Raw genomic sequence first — 16,185 nt, 5'->3', positions numbered from 1 at the left:
GCGAAAACGCGGGTCAGGAAGCCGATGATCAGCGCAATGCCGCCCACCAGTTCAAGGGTTGCCACTACCGGGGCAACTGCGGAAGCGCCGGGCACGCCCATCAGATGACTAGCCCTTCAGCCTGACGCTCTATCACTCTCTTGAGGAAAGTGATAGAGCGTCCGGCTTTAAGGGCGCGGGATGTGAGAGAACGTTCTAGCCCGCGACGCCGGTCAGTTCGTTCGGCACATGCTCCAGCTGAGCGGACTTCTTCACTTTGCCCGCTTTCAAGTCCACCGCGTGAATGGTGCTGGTGGCAGGTTCGGTGACAAACGCCGTCGAGCCTTGAACGAAGAGCGTGGGCCGCGGGTCCTGCCAAGTGAGGGATTCTTCCCATGCACCCACCACAGGAATGGTGGAGGTGATCGCACCGGAGATCGGATCAATTACGCGAAGTCCGCCATCGGTGCCGAGCACCAGCGCCTCACCTGAAGGCCCGCGCCCCAACGACCGGAAGGAGTAGCTGGCGCCGATGTCCACCAGCTTTAACGTGGCCGTCTCAGTGTTCACGAGCGAGATCCGGGTAGGCCGCTCAAGCTCAGCGGCCTTGTCCACCTTGTAGTCGGCCAAAATCACGGGCGACTCTTCAGAGCCCGCCTGATTGCCCATCCGGCCATACGCATCCGGGCTGGGCACCTTGGTAATGGCGCCGTCCTTGTAGATCAGCATTCCGTCTTCGCATCCGACCGCCACGGCCTCGTGCGCGGCAACAGCCTCGCCATGCACCCCCGGGCATTCCTCGTTGCGCAACACTTCCTTGCGATCCTGGCCCTTGCCTTCGGAAAGGACTGCGATTCCCGAGCGCCTTTCGTCATTGCCGAGGGTCACCAGCAGCTTTCCATCTTCAAGCCCCACAGCCACTCCGTGATGCGCTTCCGGCGTCACATAAGTGTCTGTTTCCGGCAGCTTTCCGTCGTCCACCGCTGGACCCAGAGCCGAGGTTGCAAAGCTCTCCACCTTGCCCGAACCGTCGTTGAACAGCACGGTCTTGTCTGCGTGAAGCACTACGTGACCGGCCTTATCAGCAGGAAACGCCAAAGCTGTCAGCTCGGGCTCGGAGGTGTAGTGGTGGCCGTGATCACCGTGCGGCTCGGTCCAAGCTCCGGCGTCAAAGAGGCGGAAGGCATCTCCCGTGGACACGAAGACATGCCGACCGTCCCCCGCCGGGTTCAGACGGCTAAAACCGGACATTTCCACACTTCCAACGCTCTCAAGCGTGGCGGCATCCAGAACCCCGATCCCGGCGTCATGGGTGTAAACGAGGCGGGGCGTACGGGCACCCGCTTCTTGGGCACTGGGTTTTGGCGATGCCGAGGCCGGCGCCTCCGCGGCATTTCCGGCAGAGCCGCCGGGCGCTGCGCAGGAAGTCAATAACAGAGCAGAGAGCCCGACGGCGGCTATCGGTCGGGCGCGGAACCCGCGCTTGCGAGTGGTGAGGACGGGGGACATGAGGGTGAGTGAATGAGGCATTCCTTAATGATATTGATTCTCATTTATGCAGCAAATTCACCCTGAAGTGAAGTTGTCATACTTCACGACTGTGAACACAAAACAACAAATTCTCCCGTCAAATCCTTGACTCGCGTTTTCGAAGACTGGTAGACATGTCCCACCGGGAAGCGTTTTCCAGCCGCTCCACTCACACTCCCCCCGACGGCAATCCATTGAGCCAAAAACCCTTCTGGATCCCTCTCCCGGCTGATGAAACGATACAAATTTAGACCGTGTGGTTGGTACCCACCCCACGCACCATCAAAGGAGATGTTCGTGAAGCACCCACCTCAAAGCGCGCTCAGAACGGGCGCTACAGCCCTGACTGCAGCCGTCGCCTCGGCTGCCCTGGCCTTAACCGGGCTTCCTGCAGCCCACGCCGAGACGTCACTTCCCCCAACCGGAAGCGGCTTCAAGTTCGATTTCGGACCTGGCGCTGTAGCCGACGGCTACACGCAAGTGACCGCAGCCAGCGCCTATACCGCCGCCACAAAGTTCGGTTTCACGGACACCGCCGTCACCTCCGGCACTGACAGGGGCACCGCGGACGCCCTCCGCAGCGACTTCATCCAAGCCCAGGGCAGCTCCTTCCAAGTAGACCTCCCTAATGGCGACTACACGGTAAAGCTCATTGCGGGAGACACAACGGAAGCCACGAACATCGCCATCACGGCCGAGAAGATGGCCAAGGTCCAGCCCACCGACAAGCCGGCCGGCCAGTTCCTCGAGATGGAGTTCCCCATCTCCTTGGTTGATGGCCAGCTCAACCTGGACATCACCGGCACCGCCGCCAAAATCAACTCACTGGTCATCGCAGCCCGTGCTCCCCGCACCGCAACAACGGACCCTGGCGTCTACCTGGCAGGCGACTCCACCGTCCAGACTTACGACCCCGGCTACGCTCCGCAGGCGGGTTGGGGCCAGATGATCGACCGTTACCTGGACGACAAAGTTCCCGTCTACAACCACGCAATCGGCGGCCGCAGTTCCAAGAACTTCATCAGCCAAGGGCGCCTTGACGAGATCCTCCGCGTGATCAACCCCGGCGATTACCTCATGGTCCAGTTCGGCCACAACGACGCAACCATCGGCGTCGATGACCGCTACGCGTCCCCCGCCGACTACAAGGAGTACCTCCGGACTTACGTCCACGGTGCCCGCCAGCGCGGTGCCACTCCCATCCTGGTGACCCCGGTGGGACGCCGGGACTTCGACGCCGCCACCGGCAAGTTCCGCGTCAGCTTCCCCGAATACGTGGACAAGATGAAGGAACTCGCCGCGGAAGAGAACGTGGCCCTGGTGGATCTGTCCGCCCTGAGCCGTGGCTATTACGACCAAATCGGTCCGGAAGAAACCAAGTCGGTCTTCCTCCACGTCGACGCCGGCGTGTACCCGGGTCGACCGGACGGCACCGTTGATGACACCCACTTCCAGGAATACGGTGCCATCCAGATTGCCCGCCTGCTGGCCGGAGGCATGAAGCAGCTCAGCGTTCCGCTGGCTTCGCGTATCCAGGAGGTCACGCCGCCGTCGAACGTTCCTGCCAAGCCGCAAGGCCTGGTGGCCGGCAGCGTCTCCAACGCCGGCGCCCTGCTCAAGTGGCAGCAAGTAGAGGGGGCGGACATCTACAAGATCTACCGCAAGCTGGCTACGGAACCGGACAGCGCCTACAAGCTGGCCACCACCTCCACCATTCCCACCACCAACCTCAACGGTCTGGCGGAAGGCACCGCCTACAACGTCCGCGTGGCAGCGATGAACGCCAAAGGCCTTTCCGAGTACAGCGACGCCTTGGCGTTGACCACCAAGCAGGCCACGTACAAGTTCGACTTCGGACCCATCGGCGCCCCTGTGGAAGCAGGCTACACCGAGGTCAACCGGACCATGGCCTACGCTGCCGAGCGCGGTTACGGCTTCAAGGACACCACGGTCCTGAGTGATCGCGACCGCGGCGCCACCACCACCAACTTGCTCCGGGACTTCGTCCTCAGCGGCGCAAGCTTCGAATTCCAGCTGGATGTTCCCAACGGCACCTACGCCCTGAAGACGTACCACAGCGACTGGATCGGCTCCACGCGGACTGACATCGCCGTGGAAGGCAAGGGCTTCGGCACCGTCACCTCCGGCAAGGCTGCGTCCGCCACAAAGGTCATCAACGAGGTCCTGGTAACGGACGGCCAGCTCAACCTGAGCATCAGCGGATCCGGCCAGCGCCTCAACGGGCTCGAGGTCACTCCCCTCCTGGTCGGCCCAAGCAACCTCAAAACCACGTCCGTAGACGCGGCCGCCCAGCCGCCCGTCGTCGGGCTTTCCTGGGACGTTGTTGGCGATGCAGCCAGCTACCGCGTATTCCGTCAGGCACCGTTCGAGACGTCGGCGCAGCTGATCGCGGAGAACGTTACCGAGCCGGCGTATTCGGATACCACCGCCGCCGCGGGCCTGCCCTACAAGTATTACGTCACCGCCGTAGACCGCACCGGGCTGGAGTCCGTCCCGTCCAACACTTTGGACGTGCCGCTGATCGACCCCTCAACCCCAGCGCCCGCCGCACCTGAAAAGCTGAAGACCAAGAAGGTGGAAAAGACCAGCGTTTCGCTTCAGTGGGGTGAGGTTAAGGGCTCGACGGCGTACCTCGTCTACCGCTCGACGGCACCTGACGGGGCATTCACCTATGTGGGTAAAACCGATGACAAGAAGTTCACCGACACCACCGTCCTGACCACGATCAAGTACTACTACCAGGTCACGGCACTGAACGCCGGCGGAGAATCGGCCCCATCGGAGACCGTCGGAACCGAGGACGTAGTAGTCCTGGACCGTCAGATGGAGAAGCTGGACCGGGCCCCTGTAGCCATTCCAACCGCTGAGGGCATCCGGATCGGCTGGCGGATGCTCGGCCTCGATGAAGACAAGATCGGCTTCGACGTCTTCCGCGACGGCAAGAAGATCACGTCCTCGCCCATCACCAACAGCACCAGCTACCTGGACACCACCGGGACCGCTACCTCAAAGTATGTGATCAAAGTAGCCGGCGGTGGAAACAGCGGCGAGAAGGAGACCAAGGAATTCAGCCCCCTGGCGCAGGACTACCTGGCCATCAAGCTGGATAAGCCGGCTGACGACTACACCAAGGACGGGCAGCCCTACAGCTACTCGGCCGGTGACGCCACAGTAGCCGACCTTGACGGCGACGGACGCTACGAGATCATCCAGATGTGGTCTCCGTCCAACGCCAAGGACAACTCTCAGGCCGGCTACACGGGCACCGTTTATGTGGACGCGTACACCATGGAAGGCACCAAGCTTTGGCGGATCAACCTTGGACCGAACATCCGGGCCGGTGCACACTACACACAGGTTCTGGCCTACGACTTCGACGGTGACGGCAAGGCTGAAGTGGCCATGAAGACCGCCGATGGGACCCGGGATGCCGCAGGGACTGTAATCGGCAATGCCAACGCGGATTACCGCAACAGCAGCGGCTACGTCCTCACCGGTCCGGAGTTCCTCACTGTCTTCCACGGACAGACAGGAACCATCATGGACACCGTGGCTTATGACCCGCCGCGGGGCGACGTGGGCGCCTGGGGTGACACCTACGGCAACCGCGTGGACCGCTTCCTGGGCGCTGTTGCCTACCTCGATGGCGAGCACCCGTCCATGATGTTCAGCCGTGGCTATTACACCCGCGCAGTCCTGGCCACCTATGACCTGGTGGACGGAAAAATCGTGAAGCGCTGGGTGTTCGACTCCAACGTCTCCGGCGATCAGTACCGGAGCATGGGCAACCACAACCTGTCCGTGGCTGACGTCGACGCCGACGGCAAGGACGAGTTCATCTTCGGCTCCATGACCATCGATGACAATGGCCAGCCGCTCTACACCACCGGGCTCGGCCATGGAGATGCCATCCACACCAGCGACTTGGACCCATCCCGTCCCGGCCTGGAAACCTTCGCAGTTCACGAAGACATGGCCTCCAGTGGCAACCTCGGAGCCACCTTCCGCGACTCCTCTACCGGTGAGGTGCTCTGGAGCATCCCGGCGGCCAGGGATACAGGCCGCGGCGCCGCAGGCGACATCGACCCCCGCTATCTGGGAGCTGAGGCCTGGGCCGTCGGCGGTGACGCTGCCTGGAATTCCCCGGTAGGCGAACTCCGCTCGGCCAAGGGAGAGCTGCTCTCCACCAAAATCCCGGCAGCGAACTTCCTGGCGTGGTGGGACGGCGATTTGCTCCGCGAAATCGTGGACCACGATTGGGACGTTGCTGCCAACAGCGGCACACCGAGCATCAGCAAGTGGAACTGGAACACCCAAAGCAGTGACCGCCTGCTGACTGCGTCCGGCGCTCTCAGCAACAACGGCACCAAGGGGAACCCGGCCATCCAAGCCGACCTCCTGGGTGACTGGCGGGAAGAAATTGCCTGGCGTTCGGCAGACAGCACGGAACTCCGCATCTACACCACCACATCCGGCACTGATGTCCGGCTGCGGACGCTGATGCACGATCCCGTGTACCGGCTCTCAGTTGCGCGCGAGAATATCGCCTACAACCAGCCGCCGCACCCGGGCTTCTATATCGGCGTGGGCATGGACGCGCCTTCTATGCCGAATATTGCATATACGGGCGCTAAGTAGTCCTTTCAAGAGTTCGTCCCTGAAAGCACGGCCCCGGTACCTTGTGGTGCCGGGGCCGCGCTTTTACATCCCCGGAGCTTTCAGGTGGTAGAAATAGCCAGATGATGACCATGCTTACCGGCGTCGGCGCCAGCAGCGGAACTGCCCAAGGCACAGCCAGGCTCATCCACGGTCCGGACGAGTTCACTCGCTTCGAGACCGGCGATGTCCTGGTGTGCCGCACCACCGACCCCGCGTGGACACCCCTCTTGGGCATGGCATCTGCGGTGGTCACTGAGACCGGCGGGATGTTGTCGCACGCTGCGATCGTCGCCCGCGAGTTCGGGATCCCTGCCGTGCTGGGTGTTCGGGGTGCTTTGGAGTTGCTTGCCGACGGAGAGCCCCTTGCCATTGATGGCGCACAGGGCACTGTCACCCTGATGGACAGCGAATGACCCTCCTCACCTTGCACGCCGTTCGCCTCCTTGGTTTCGCAGATACGAGCGCGGTGGCCGCCCGGTTCTCCAGAGATCCGGGTTTGGTGGAGTCCCAGCTCATCGACGCCGGAGTGAACGGCTTGGTTTCGCACAGCACCTTCGCGGGGACCAGCGGTTGGTCCCTGTCTGGTTTGGGGAGAACTGAGAACGAGCGGTTGCTGGCCGAGGAACTGGACCGGGCCGGGGCCCGCGACCCGGTCCTGGCCATTCATGACGATTTCGCGGACCTTAACACCGGCGTCGTGGAGGCCTGCAGTGCCATCCAGCTGCAAATCCCTGCCAGTGAAGAGGCCATGGACGTCCTGATAGGGGCCTTGGCTTCGTGGCGTCCACTCGAAAGTCAGCTCACCGGCATGCTGCCCCGCTTCCAGGGCTACTCGGAGCGCCTGCTGGGCGCACTCAAGCACGCTGTCCAGGACAAAGCATGGCTCACGGCCACGGATCGCGACTCCTTCCACAAGGTCTGGTTCGAACTCCACGAGGATCTCATCGCAACCCTCGGCATCCAGAGACGGTAGCCAGGCCGTCCGTGGCCAGACTTAGTCACGTAACAGAAACCTGGCGACAGTAAGATTCCAACCATGAGCGATGATGCCGCCAACTCAGTGACCCTCCGCTTCCTCGCGGCACCAATGGACGTCGGACACAGCGGATCTGTCGACGCCGGAACGGTCCTCGAGTGGGTGGACAAGGCAGCGTATGCGGCAGCGGTTGGCTGGGCCAAGGCATATTGCGTCACGGCGTATGTGGGCAACATCCACTTCAGGGATCCCGTGAACAGCGGAGACATGGTGGAAGTGACATCCACCATCGTTTACACGGGGCGCTCCTCCATGCACATCCACACCGTTGTCAGCTCCCGGGATCCCAAAGGCGGCCCGGAGACCATGCACAGCCAATGCATGGTCATCTTCGTCGCCGTCGGTCCGGACGGCAAGCCGGTTCCCGTACCCCAATTTGAGCCGTCCACGCCCGCGGAAATCGAGCAGCGGGACCACGCCTTGGCACGCATCGAGGTCCGGGAACAGATCGTCAACGCGATGAACGCGCAGGAATATACCGACGCCGGGACCGCCGAGCGCGTCGTCCTGAGGTTCATGGCGTCCCCCACTGATGTGAACTGGGGCGGAAAAGTCCATGGCGGCATCGTGATGAAGTGGATTGATGAAGCCGCCTATGTTTGCGCCTCCCGCTACTGCGGCATGGACACTGTTGCTGTGTTCTCCGGTGGTGTCCGCTTTTACCGGCCCCTGCTGATCGGGCACGTTGTAGAAGTGGAGGCGCGCTTGGTTTATACCGGCGCCAAAGGCATGCACATCGCCGTTCATGTCCGCTCGGGTGACCCCAAGACCCGGATCATGAACCTGACCACCTATTGCCTCACCGTGATGGTTGCGCGCGATGAAACGGGCACGGCTGTCCCCGTACCGGCCTGGATACCTGTCTCGGGTGAGGACAAGAAGCTGCATGCACACGCCCGCGAACTGTTGGAGATCCGGGGCCGGGCGCCAGGAAACCGGCTGCCGGACCATCTCCGGAATCTGGCTGGAAGCTAGAGCGGACTTTCACTTCTCCTTTTAACTGCCACCGTAGAGGTGCCGGGGTGTATTCGGCGTGCCCTTAACTGACATTCGAAAGTACTAAGGAACGTCACCATTCCACGACACGAATCAAGTCATTGGTCCACTTGAGACTTGAGTAATAGGGGAATGGGACAAAGGTATGGCCCTGGAAGGGCCGGTATTTTCCTTTCTTTCTTCGATGACTCTCGGACAAACAGGTAGGTCGAACAGAAGCAGGCTTTTGGCAGCGTCAAGTGGTCAAGGAGCCGCTTCCATAAGGGGTCAGCAGTTGTATAAACGGAAGATCACGAGCGTCCTGGACTATGTCGCCAAAGGTCTGGGCGTGAGAATCGTCGGGGCACCCGGTAGTGGCCGAACCAGTCTCCTCAAGAGCGTCGTTACCAAACTGGAAGAAGACGGCGCCACGGTCTACACCATGTTCGCTGCGCCGGCACTTGCTGCCGTGCCATTCGCCGGCGTGCTCTCACTGGGCCTGGATCTTCGTTCCAGGACAATCGGAATTCTTGGCATCGTAGACCTCCTCTCGGTCCAAATGGCCAGGTCCGGGATGCATCTGATAGCGATCGACGATCTGGAGAACCTGGACCGCGAGTCCTTGGCAGTAGTGGACGTTTTGCGGAGAAGGACCAACGTTCCGCTGATTACAACCACGAATGACCGGCCGTTCCACCCCAGAAGCTCCGGCTATCTGGGAAGCATTCCCGAAGCGACGGTCTCACTTGCGCCCCTCGAATACGAACAAATAAGCAAACTCATCGTGGAAACACTTGGCCATCCGGCCGAAGTGGATGTGGTGGCTAACGTGCTGACCAAATCCGGCGGCAACCTACGCTTGGCGATCCGAATCATCCAGACTTCGGCCCTTAGCGGCCGCGTGATCCTCAAGGACGGCCGTTGGTGCATGAACGGCACCGAGTTGATCAACGAACATCTTCACGGGACGGTGGAAGCCCTGCTCCAGGGTTTGCGGCCGGAGGAAGTCCGCGCGTTGAACAAGATGTCGCTTCTTGGTCCCAGCCCCGTAGACCTTCTGGTGGCAGCTGTCGGTGAGGACATCCTGGACAACCTTGAATACAACGGGTTGATCTCGGTTATTGAAGGCCCGGATGGAGCGCTCCTTGCTGCTGTCTTTCCGCCGATAGTAGACGACTACCTTCGTGCCCACACCTTGAGCTCACGGAGGATCCTACGGAGCGCAGTAACGGATCATCTCGTTGCAGAGCCTGTACATCACGCCGTGCAGGCGGCCACAGATGACATGTTGTCCGCTTCGATCTCCGTCCTTCGCAGGGAAATGGGAAGCAACCACGCCGCTGCTAGCCGGTACTTCCAGCAGCGCCGTGATGCTTTCGAAGAGTTGTGCTACCAGAGGTGGCAAAGCGACCACAGCCTGTCCAATGCTGTCGCCATCCTGAGGGTCTATTGGGGGGCGCCTGCAAACCCTCATCGAATCCAGGAGGTGCTGCTTCAAACACACACCGATGGCGGTGAACCCGGAGACCTCTTCCTTTTCACCATGTCCGTGGCTTGCTGGCAGTTCTCACATGAGAAGAACCTGCCCGGCGCGATTGCCACCCTGGAGGCTCTGTCTGCCAAAGAACCGGGTCTGCGGCACGAAGCCGAAGCGGTCACCGCATTCCTTCGCGCATCGCACGGCAGCTTCCCCGGCACCATGGATCCCCTTCTTGGTGATACCCCCGGGCCCGGGTCACCGGACGGCATTGGAGCAACCATCAAATCAATGCTGGAGCTTTATCGTCTCAGCCCCCAGAAGGCTCAAGAGACCATGGACGCAGCCGGGGGAACCCCCGTTCACCCGCCTTTCGAGTCTTTCATCCGCGGAATGGCTATGCTCTCCAGCGGTCGGGAAGAAGCGGCCCTTGTGATGGCACTCGAATGCCGGGAAAAGGCTTTGCAGAATGCCGATCAGCTTGCCTTCGTCAGTCAAAGTTACGTAGCTGCCCTTTCCCTCCTTCATCACGGCCTATTTGACGAAGCTGAATACCTCATGGGCCGGGCTTTTTCCCTGGGAAAACCCGGGTTTCTGGTCGAGTCGTTGCATCTGGCCATGTTGCGCCTATCCTCACTGCGGGACGCTGTTCCAGCAACTTCCCTGGGAGTGACGGCCGGTTCCGGCGGCACGGAAAATGGTCCGTTTCCGGGTTTAGGAACGGGTTTGCACGATCTCGCCGCCAGCCGCCCCGCGAGCGCCAAAGCCTTCGACGAACGAGCCAGCCGAATCATCGAAAAGTCCCTTGCGAGCGGTTTCGCCCTCGAAGCCATGCACACGGGGCTTTTCGCTTTGGGGCTCCTCCCGGGTCCCCGCGTCCGCGGTCTCCTGCAAAAGATGCTGGAGGACCGCGGCATGACAGTGCACCATCAACTCCTGGAGGTGGCGGGCGCTGCCATCGAGATGGATCTTCCCCGCCTGCGCCGTTTGCTGGACTCTTACGTGCTGGACGGAGACACCTTCCAGGTGTCCATGCTCCTTCGCGGGGCAGAGCAGAGGTGCCAACTCAGTGGTGAGCCTGCTGTTGCGAGCGAGATCAGGAAGGCGGCCAAGAGTTTCGTTGCCCGTTTCGGCGTGGTGGGGACGTTGCTTGATTTCAGGTCGGAGCCACCCGGATCTTCTTTGACCTTGAGAGAAATAGAAGTTGCACTCGTCGCGGGGCAACAGAGCAACCAGGACATCGCTGAGCAATTCGGCATCAGCATCCGGACTGTGGAGAGCCACATATCCAACGCTTTGCGAAAAACGGATACGACCACCCGAAAACAACTCGCAGATCTCATTCGTAATGCGCCTAAATCCCTGACATCGGGGGCCGTAGCGGCTTCACAAGTCATTTGATGACGCAGTTGCGAGAACTTTTTGATCCACCAAAACAGGAGTACAGAGTTGCCCCAGATTTTAGTTGTCAGCATGCATCGGCAATTCACGGCGTTGATCCATTGGGCCACCCATTCGCTGCATTCAGTGTCTTCAGGCAAAGTAGCTGTGGTTGACGGGACGTTGCCTGAACTTGAAGTCGATGTGGTGGACTTGGTCAATGACAGCTATAGGGTGCTTGTCTACGGCGGCGTGCTTCATAGCTCACGGGTCTTACGACTGATGGATCTTGGCGTACGCGGCTACGTGCCTGAAACAGCCACGCTCCCCGTCCTGCTGGCCGCGGTCAAGAGCATTGCCGCCGACGGCACGCATCTGCCCTTTGATCCTGCTTCCGGGCGGAATTATGTACCTCTGACCACTGCTGAAGAAGTAGCGGCAGATGCTTACTTCCTCAATGACGAGGAACTTCCTCGAATTGAAGTGGCGAAGAGACTGGGTATTGCTGACTCCACTTTGCGTAACCAACTGGCCTCGGTCCGACGAAAACTGGGAATCCCCCCGCAGGCCAGCCGCACGGCAGTGAGCCGACGGTACCGCGCTACCGTGAGGCAGGCAGTACCGTCGAGGCAGTCGGTCCAGTCCCCCTAAGGGGCGCAGTTCCCCTAAGAGGCGCAGTTCCCTTAAGGGGCAGGGCTGGAACTCATCTGCAGTTGCTCACTGGGAGTCCCCTCAATCGCTTGATCCGCTACATAGCGCCGGCCGAGCGAACCAACGGACCATCCCGAGTCTGCCCATACTTGGGGGCGCAGAATGTTGCGCCCGTCAATTATTTTCCGGGTTCCCGTCTGCACGGAAAGTCCTTCTGGGGTCAGGGCTTTGAACTCGTCCCACTCGGTGAGAAGAAGAATAAGGTCCGCTTCCCTTACCGCATCCTCTGTGGAGGATACGTAGTGATGTTGGGGCGACCGCCGGGAGGCGTTGAGGTTGCCTGCCGGGTCAAAGATCGACACCTCCGCGCCTTCGTCAAACAGCCTGTTGGCGATGTCCAGGGCCGGTGAGTCACGGACATCGTCGCTGTTGGGCTTGAACGCAACGCCCAGGATGGCGATCCTGCTTTGCGAAAGCGAACCAAGCATCTCACGGGCCAGATCAACAGTGCGCTCCCGGCGCCTCAAGTTGATCCCGTCCATCTCGTCGAGGAATCGCATGCTGTGATCCACACCGAGCTCTGCTGCGCGTGCCTGAAGCGCACGTATGTCCTTGGGCAGGCACCCACCACCGAACCCAATTCCTGCGTTCAGGAAGCGACGCCCGATTCGCGCATCGAGGCCGATGGCATCGGCCAGTGTGGTGATATCCCCACCGATGACTTCCGTTACCTCGGAGAAGGCATTGATGAAGGATATTTTTGTGGCAAGGAAAGCGTTGGCAGCCACCTTGACCAGTTCGGCGGTTTCAAAATCGGTGCTGATCAGGGGCACGCCACCTGCAAGGGCTGTCGCATAGACCTTTCGCAGGACTGCCTCGTCCTCAGGGGAATCGACGCCAATGACCAGCCGGTCAGGTGTCAGGGTGTCCACTACGGCGAAGCCTTCTCTGAGGAATTCCGGGTTCCAGGCAACGTTCACTTTGACGCCGGGGCGCTTGTTGTCACGAACCAGGTTTTTCAACCGCCTCGTGGTTCCCACTGGAACGGTCGACTTTCCCACAATGAGAGCGTCCTTGGTGATGTTCCTTGCAAGGGAAATGGTGGCCGAATCAACGTATGACATGTCGGCGGCACCTTCTCCGGCACGCTGTGGGGTTCCCACGCCAATGAAGTGCACGTCCCCCCAGGCTCCCGCTTCCTGGTAGGACGTGGTGAAGCGAAGGCGTCCACTCTTCACATGCTTTTGAAGAAGAGCCGGCAGGTCGGGCTCGTGGAACGGCAATAGTCCCTCGGAAAGGGACGCTACCCTCGTGGGGTCTATATCGAGTCCAAGCACTTCAAAGCCGAGTTCGGCCATACAGGCGGCGTGGGTAGCACCTAGATAGCCGGTGCCTATGACGGTGATACGCATGAGTTCTCGCTTTTCGGAGTGACAAGGATGATCGAAACTATGGGGGCCGCAAGGGGCGGCGGGGTCCGTCTATTTCTGCAGGCGCGCACGGATTTCGCGTACTTCCTTCACGGTTTGGACGCCTTCGGTCAAACTCCGCCATAGTCGGCGGAATCGGAAAGAAGTCTGTCGCCAGCGCTTCATGTCGCGTAGTTCCAGGTCATGCCAGCTGATCGACTCACGGGAGGGAACCAGCGCTTGCCACAGCGCCGCGGGCTTCCTGGACCAAGGGATCTCCATGAGGTGGAAGAGGCGGAGCGTTGCAGACCTTTGCGCGGTGGTCCGTAGAACCCAATCAAAGGGCGGCTCACCAAGATCAAAGGCCCGTGTTTCCGGCAACGACGCAAAAAACGGCCCCAGAGGACCAATCGCCCCCAGCTCCAAGGCCCGGTCATAGTGCACTTGCGGGGATGACCTTATTTTGTTTAGACAGAATGTAACGTCGTCGTGGAGGACACCCTTGGCTGGACTTCGCAATGCATGCAGGAGGGTGACCAGCAGGGCGTCGTTGTGCGACAACGTCCACACCGGACGACCGCCGAGCTCGACGCTTTCCCTGGCAGTCCATAGACGTTCGAAAACCACGGACTCCTTCTCGTAAAACCCCGGGAACCGCCAGTGAACGTCAATATCCGAGGGCCAGCCCGGATTGATGAGGGTGGTGGAGTGCTCAGGGAACGCCTCAGAGACCTCCGGGATCCTGGCCGCCCACCCCCGCTGTTCAAGGGCAGCCAGCAGAGCCTTCAAGTCCGAGCGCTGGAGGAGGACGTCGATGTCCAGGGATGGTCTTACGGGGCGGGCACCTACCAAGGTGGCCGCTGGCCCCTTGATGAGCAGAACCCGGATGTTGCAGTCCGCCGCGACATGGGAAATCAACGCAGCAGAGAGCACGATCGACTCATTGATCCTGAGAACTTCGCCCGGCGGTATTGCCGGGGCCGACGGTCTCATGACCGCCAGCAGATGTTGAAGCGGCGCCACAAGCTAGTCCCTGAGGCCGTTTCGGTTCGCCTTGAACCAGGCGTAGGTGGACTCGATCCCGTCCTTCAAGGGGATGCGGGCGGTCCATCCGAGCGACTCCAACTTTCCCACGTCCATCAGCTTGCGGGGAGTGCCATCGGGTTTGGTTGAGTCCCACTCAATTGCCCCCTGATAGCCGACCGTGGCTGCGACCAAGCCTGCGAGTTCTTTGATGGTCATATCCGCCCCTACGCCAACATTGACGTGTTGCGGACCGTCGTAGTTTTCCAGCAGGTGCAAGCAGGCATCAGCCAAATCATCCACGTGAAGAAACTCACGACGGGGTGCGCCTGTTCCCCAGTTGGTTACCGACTCATCTTCCCGAACCCGGGCCTCGTCCAAGCGGCGGATCAGGGCCGGCAAAACATAGGAACCCTGGGCAGAGAAATTGTCTCCGGGGCCGTACAGATTGGTGGGCATAGCTGAAATCCACGGTAAACCGTACTGCTGTCGAACAGCCTGGACCTGCATGATTCCCGAGATTTTGGCTATGGCATAAGCGTCGTTGGTCTCCTCCAACGGACCCGTCAGAAGGTACTCCTCCTTGAGGGGCTGGGGTGCCAGCTTGGGGTAGATGCAGGATGACCCCAGGAACAGCAGCCGTTCCACCCCGTATTCCAAGGCTGCATCCATAACATTTACCTGAATTCGGATGTTTTCGCTGAGGAAATCAACGGGGTAGGTCTTGTTCGCCAGAATGCCGCCAACCTTGGCGGCGGCGAGCGCCACATAACGGGGCCTCTCCTTTTCGAAGAACGCGAAAACAGCGGCACGATCCTTGAGGTCCAGCTCCTTTGACGTTCGGCCTATAGTGTTCGTGAACCCCTCCGTCGAGAGTTTCCGCCAAAGGGCAGATCCCACCAAACCCCCGTGCCCTGCGACATAGAAGGGGGAGGATCGGTCAAGCTTCCCGGGAGTGAAGTCTGTCATCTGGCCAGAGCCTTCCAGGTCTCCAGGTCAACGGCATCGATCCACGGGTTTCCACCGTGCTGCAATGCCTCTATGTCGGCGTCCACCATGAGGCGAGCCAGTTCAGGTGTTCTGACTGTCGGTTCCCAGTCCAGCTTTTCCTTGGCCTTGGAGTAGTCGCCAATGAGGGCTTCAACTTCTGTGGGGCGAAGGTAGCGCTCATCAAAGCGGACGTAGTTTTCCCAGTTCAAGCCGGCGTGCTCGAAGGCATTTTCAAGAAAGTCCTTGACGGTATAGCCCACGTTTGTCGCCAGAACGTAGTCGTCAGGCTCATCCACCTGAAGCATGCGCCACATGCCTTCTACGTATTCCGCGGCATAACCCCAGTCGCGAACAGCCTCCAGGTTGCCCATGTACAGCTCGGACTGTTTTCCTGCTTTGATGGCGGCCACAGCACGGGTGATTTTTCGGGTCACAAACGTCTCGCCTCGGCGGGGTGATTCGTGATTGAAAAGGATGCCGTTAACGGCGAACATGCCGTAGGCCTCCCGGTAGTTCTTGGTCATCCAGTAGCTGTAGACCTTGGCCGCGCCGTAGGGGGAACGGGGATAGAAAGGAGTGGCCTCGTCCTGCGGCGGCGGGGTGGCGCCAAACATCTCGGAGGAGGACGCCTGGTAGAACCGGGTTTCGATTCCGGCCATGCGTACAGCTTCCAGAAGCCGGGTTGTACCAATTCCAGTGGTGTTGCCCGTGTGTTCGGGCTCGTCAAAGGAGACCCTGACATGGGACTGGGCCCCAAGGTTATAGACCTCGTCGGGACGGATATCAGCCAGCAGCGTCACCAGCCGGGCCCCGTCGGAGAGGTCACCGTAGTGGAGGAAAAGGCGTGCTTCGCTGTTGTGCGGGTCCACGTAGAGGTGGTCGATGCGGGAGGTGTTAAAGGAGGAAGAGCGGCGGATCAATCCGTGCACCTCATAGCCTTTGGAGAGCAGGAGTTCGGCAAGGTACGAGCCGTCCTGCCCCGTGATTCCTGTGATTAACGCTTTCTTGGCCAAAGTTTTTTCCTTCTCGTCGTACAGATAAATGTGGCAAATCCC

General features: G+C 60.4%; 11 protein-coding genes and 1 pseudogene. 6 read left to right on the top strand and 6 right to left on the bottom strand.

Features of this window, described 5'->3' with window-relative positions; all coding sequences use genetic code 11:
* A pseudogene (locus BACI9J_RS22270) lies at positions 1 to 101 on the bottom strand (DoxX family membrane protein); the annotation flags it as partial.
* A 94-nt stretch (positions 102 to 195) separates the two neighbouring features.
* Complete coding sequence (gene aztD / locus BACI9J_RS22265) at positions 196 to 1,509, bottom strand: zinc metallochaperone AztD (protein ID WP_236558819.1); 1,314 nt, start codon at positions 1,507 to 1,509, stop codon at positions 196 to 198.
* 297 nt (positions 1,510 to 1,806) lie between these two features.
* On the opposite strand from aztD, the gene BACI9J_RS24715 reads away from it, so the two are divergent.
* The 6 genes from BACI9J_RS24715 (at position 1,807) to BACI9J_RS22235 (ending at position 11,708) form a co-directional block, all read left to right on the top strand.
* Complete coding sequence (locus BACI9J_RS24715; protein ID WP_328699817.1) at positions 1,807 to 6,168, top strand: rhamnogalacturonan lyase family protein; 4,362 nt, start codon at positions 1,807 to 1,809, stop codon at positions 6,166 to 6,168.
* Between the two features lie 101 nt (positions 6,169 to 6,269).
* Positions 6,270 to 6,602, top strand: coding sequence for a PEP-utilizing enzyme (locus BACI9J_RS22255; RefSeq protein ID WP_159736279.1), 333 nt, complete (start codon positions 6,270 to 6,272; stop codon positions 6,600 to 6,602).
* Positions 6,599 to 7,162, top strand: a complete 564-nt coding sequence (locus BACI9J_RS22250) for a hypothetical protein (protein ID WP_159736278.1) — start codon at positions 6,599 to 6,601, stop codon at positions 7,160 to 7,162. The genes BACI9J_RS22255 and BACI9J_RS22250 overlap by 4 nt, the downstream gene beginning before the upstream one ends.
* A 63-nt stretch (positions 7,163 to 7,225) precedes the next feature.
* Entirely contained in the window at positions 7,226 to 8,200 is a 975-nt protein-coding gene (locus BACI9J_RS22245) for an acyl-CoA thioesterase (RefSeq protein WP_159736277.1), read from the top strand.
* A gap of 349 nt (positions 8,201 to 8,549) precedes the next feature.
* On the top strand, positions 8,550 to 11,078 hold the full coding sequence (locus BACI9J_RS22240; protein ID WP_236558818.1) for a helix-turn-helix domain-containing protein: 2,529 nt from the start codon (positions 8,550 to 8,552) through the stop codon (positions 11,076 to 11,078).
* A 72-nt stretch (positions 11,079 to 11,150) separates the two neighbouring features.
* Complete coding sequence (locus BACI9J_RS22235; RefSeq protein ID WP_159736275.1) at positions 11,151 to 11,708, top strand: hypothetical protein; 558 nt, start codon at positions 11,151 to 11,153, stop codon at positions 11,706 to 11,708.
* A 32-nt stretch (positions 11,709 to 11,740) separates the two neighbouring features.
* Here BACI9J_RS22235 and BACI9J_RS22230 read toward each other — a convergent pair whose 3' ends face one another.
* From BACI9J_RS22230 to gmd, 4 genes are all read right to left on the bottom strand, one after another.
* Positions 11,741 to 13,120 (bottom strand): UDP-glucose dehydrogenase family protein, encoded by a 1,380-nt coding sequence (locus BACI9J_RS22230; RefSeq protein ID WP_159736274.1) that lies wholly within the window; start codon positions 13,118 to 13,120, stop codon positions 11,741 to 11,743.
* 69 nt (positions 13,121 to 13,189) lie between these two features.
* Positions 13,190 to 14,110, bottom strand: a complete 921-nt coding sequence (locus tag BACI9J_RS22225) for a nucleotidyltransferase family protein (RefSeq protein ID WP_159736273.1) — start codon at positions 14,108 to 14,110, stop codon at positions 13,190 to 13,192.
* A 33-nt stretch (positions 14,111 to 14,143) separates the two neighbouring features.
* Entirely contained in the window at positions 14,144 to 15,109 is a 966-nt protein-coding gene (locus tag BACI9J_RS22220; RefSeq protein WP_159736272.1) for a GDP-L-fucose synthase family protein, read from the bottom strand.
* Positions 15,106 to 16,143 carry a GDP-mannose 4,6-dehydratase gene (gene gmd, locus BACI9J_RS22215; protein ID WP_159736271.1) on the bottom strand — a complete coding sequence of 346 codons (1,038 nt, stop codon included), beginning with the start codon at positions 16,141 to 16,143 and terminating at the stop codon, positions 15,106 to 15,108. The genes BACI9J_RS22220 and gmd overlap by 4 nt, the downstream gene beginning before the upstream one ends.
* Positions 16,144 to 16,185: the final 42 nt, after the last annotated feature.

It is taken from the genome of Arthrobacter sp. 9V, from assembly GCF_902506065.1.
Lineage (GTDB): Bacteria > Actinomycetota > Actinomycetes > Actinomycetales > Micrococcaceae > Arthrobacter.
This window is presented reverse-complemented; position numbering and strand designations above follow the sequence as displayed.

Coding starts and splice junctions, on each gene's coding strand:
- aztD (WP_236558819.1), bottom strand. CDS start 1,509: ATGCCTCATTCACTCACCCTCATGTCCCCCGTCCTCACCACTCGCAAG.
- BACI9J_RS22255 (WP_159736279.1), top strand. CDS start 6,270: ATGATGACCATGCTTACCGGCGTCGGCGCCAGCAGCGGAACTGCCCAA.
- BACI9J_RS22250 (WP_159736278.1), top strand. CDS start 6,599: ATGACCCTCCTCACCTTGCACGCCGTTCGCCTCCTTGGTTTCGCAGAT.
- BACI9J_RS22245 (WP_159736277.1), top strand. CDS start 7,226: ATGAGCGATGATGCCGCCAACTCAGTGACCCTCCGCTTCCTCGCGGCA.
- BACI9J_RS22235 (WP_159736275.1), top strand. CDS start 11,151: ATGCATCGGCAATTCACGGCGTTGATCCATTGGGCCACCCATTCGCTG.
- BACI9J_RS22230 (WP_159736274.1), bottom strand. CDS start 13,120: ATGCGTATCACCGTCATAGGCACCGGCTATCTAGGTGCTACCCACGCC.
- BACI9J_RS22225 (WP_159736273.1), bottom strand. CDS start 14,110: ATGAGACCGTCGGCCCCGGCAATACCGCCGGGCGAAGTTCTCAGGATC.
- BACI9J_RS22220 (WP_159736272.1), bottom strand. CDS start 15,109: ATGACAGACTTCACTCCCGGGAAGCTTGACCGATCCTCCCCCTTCTAT.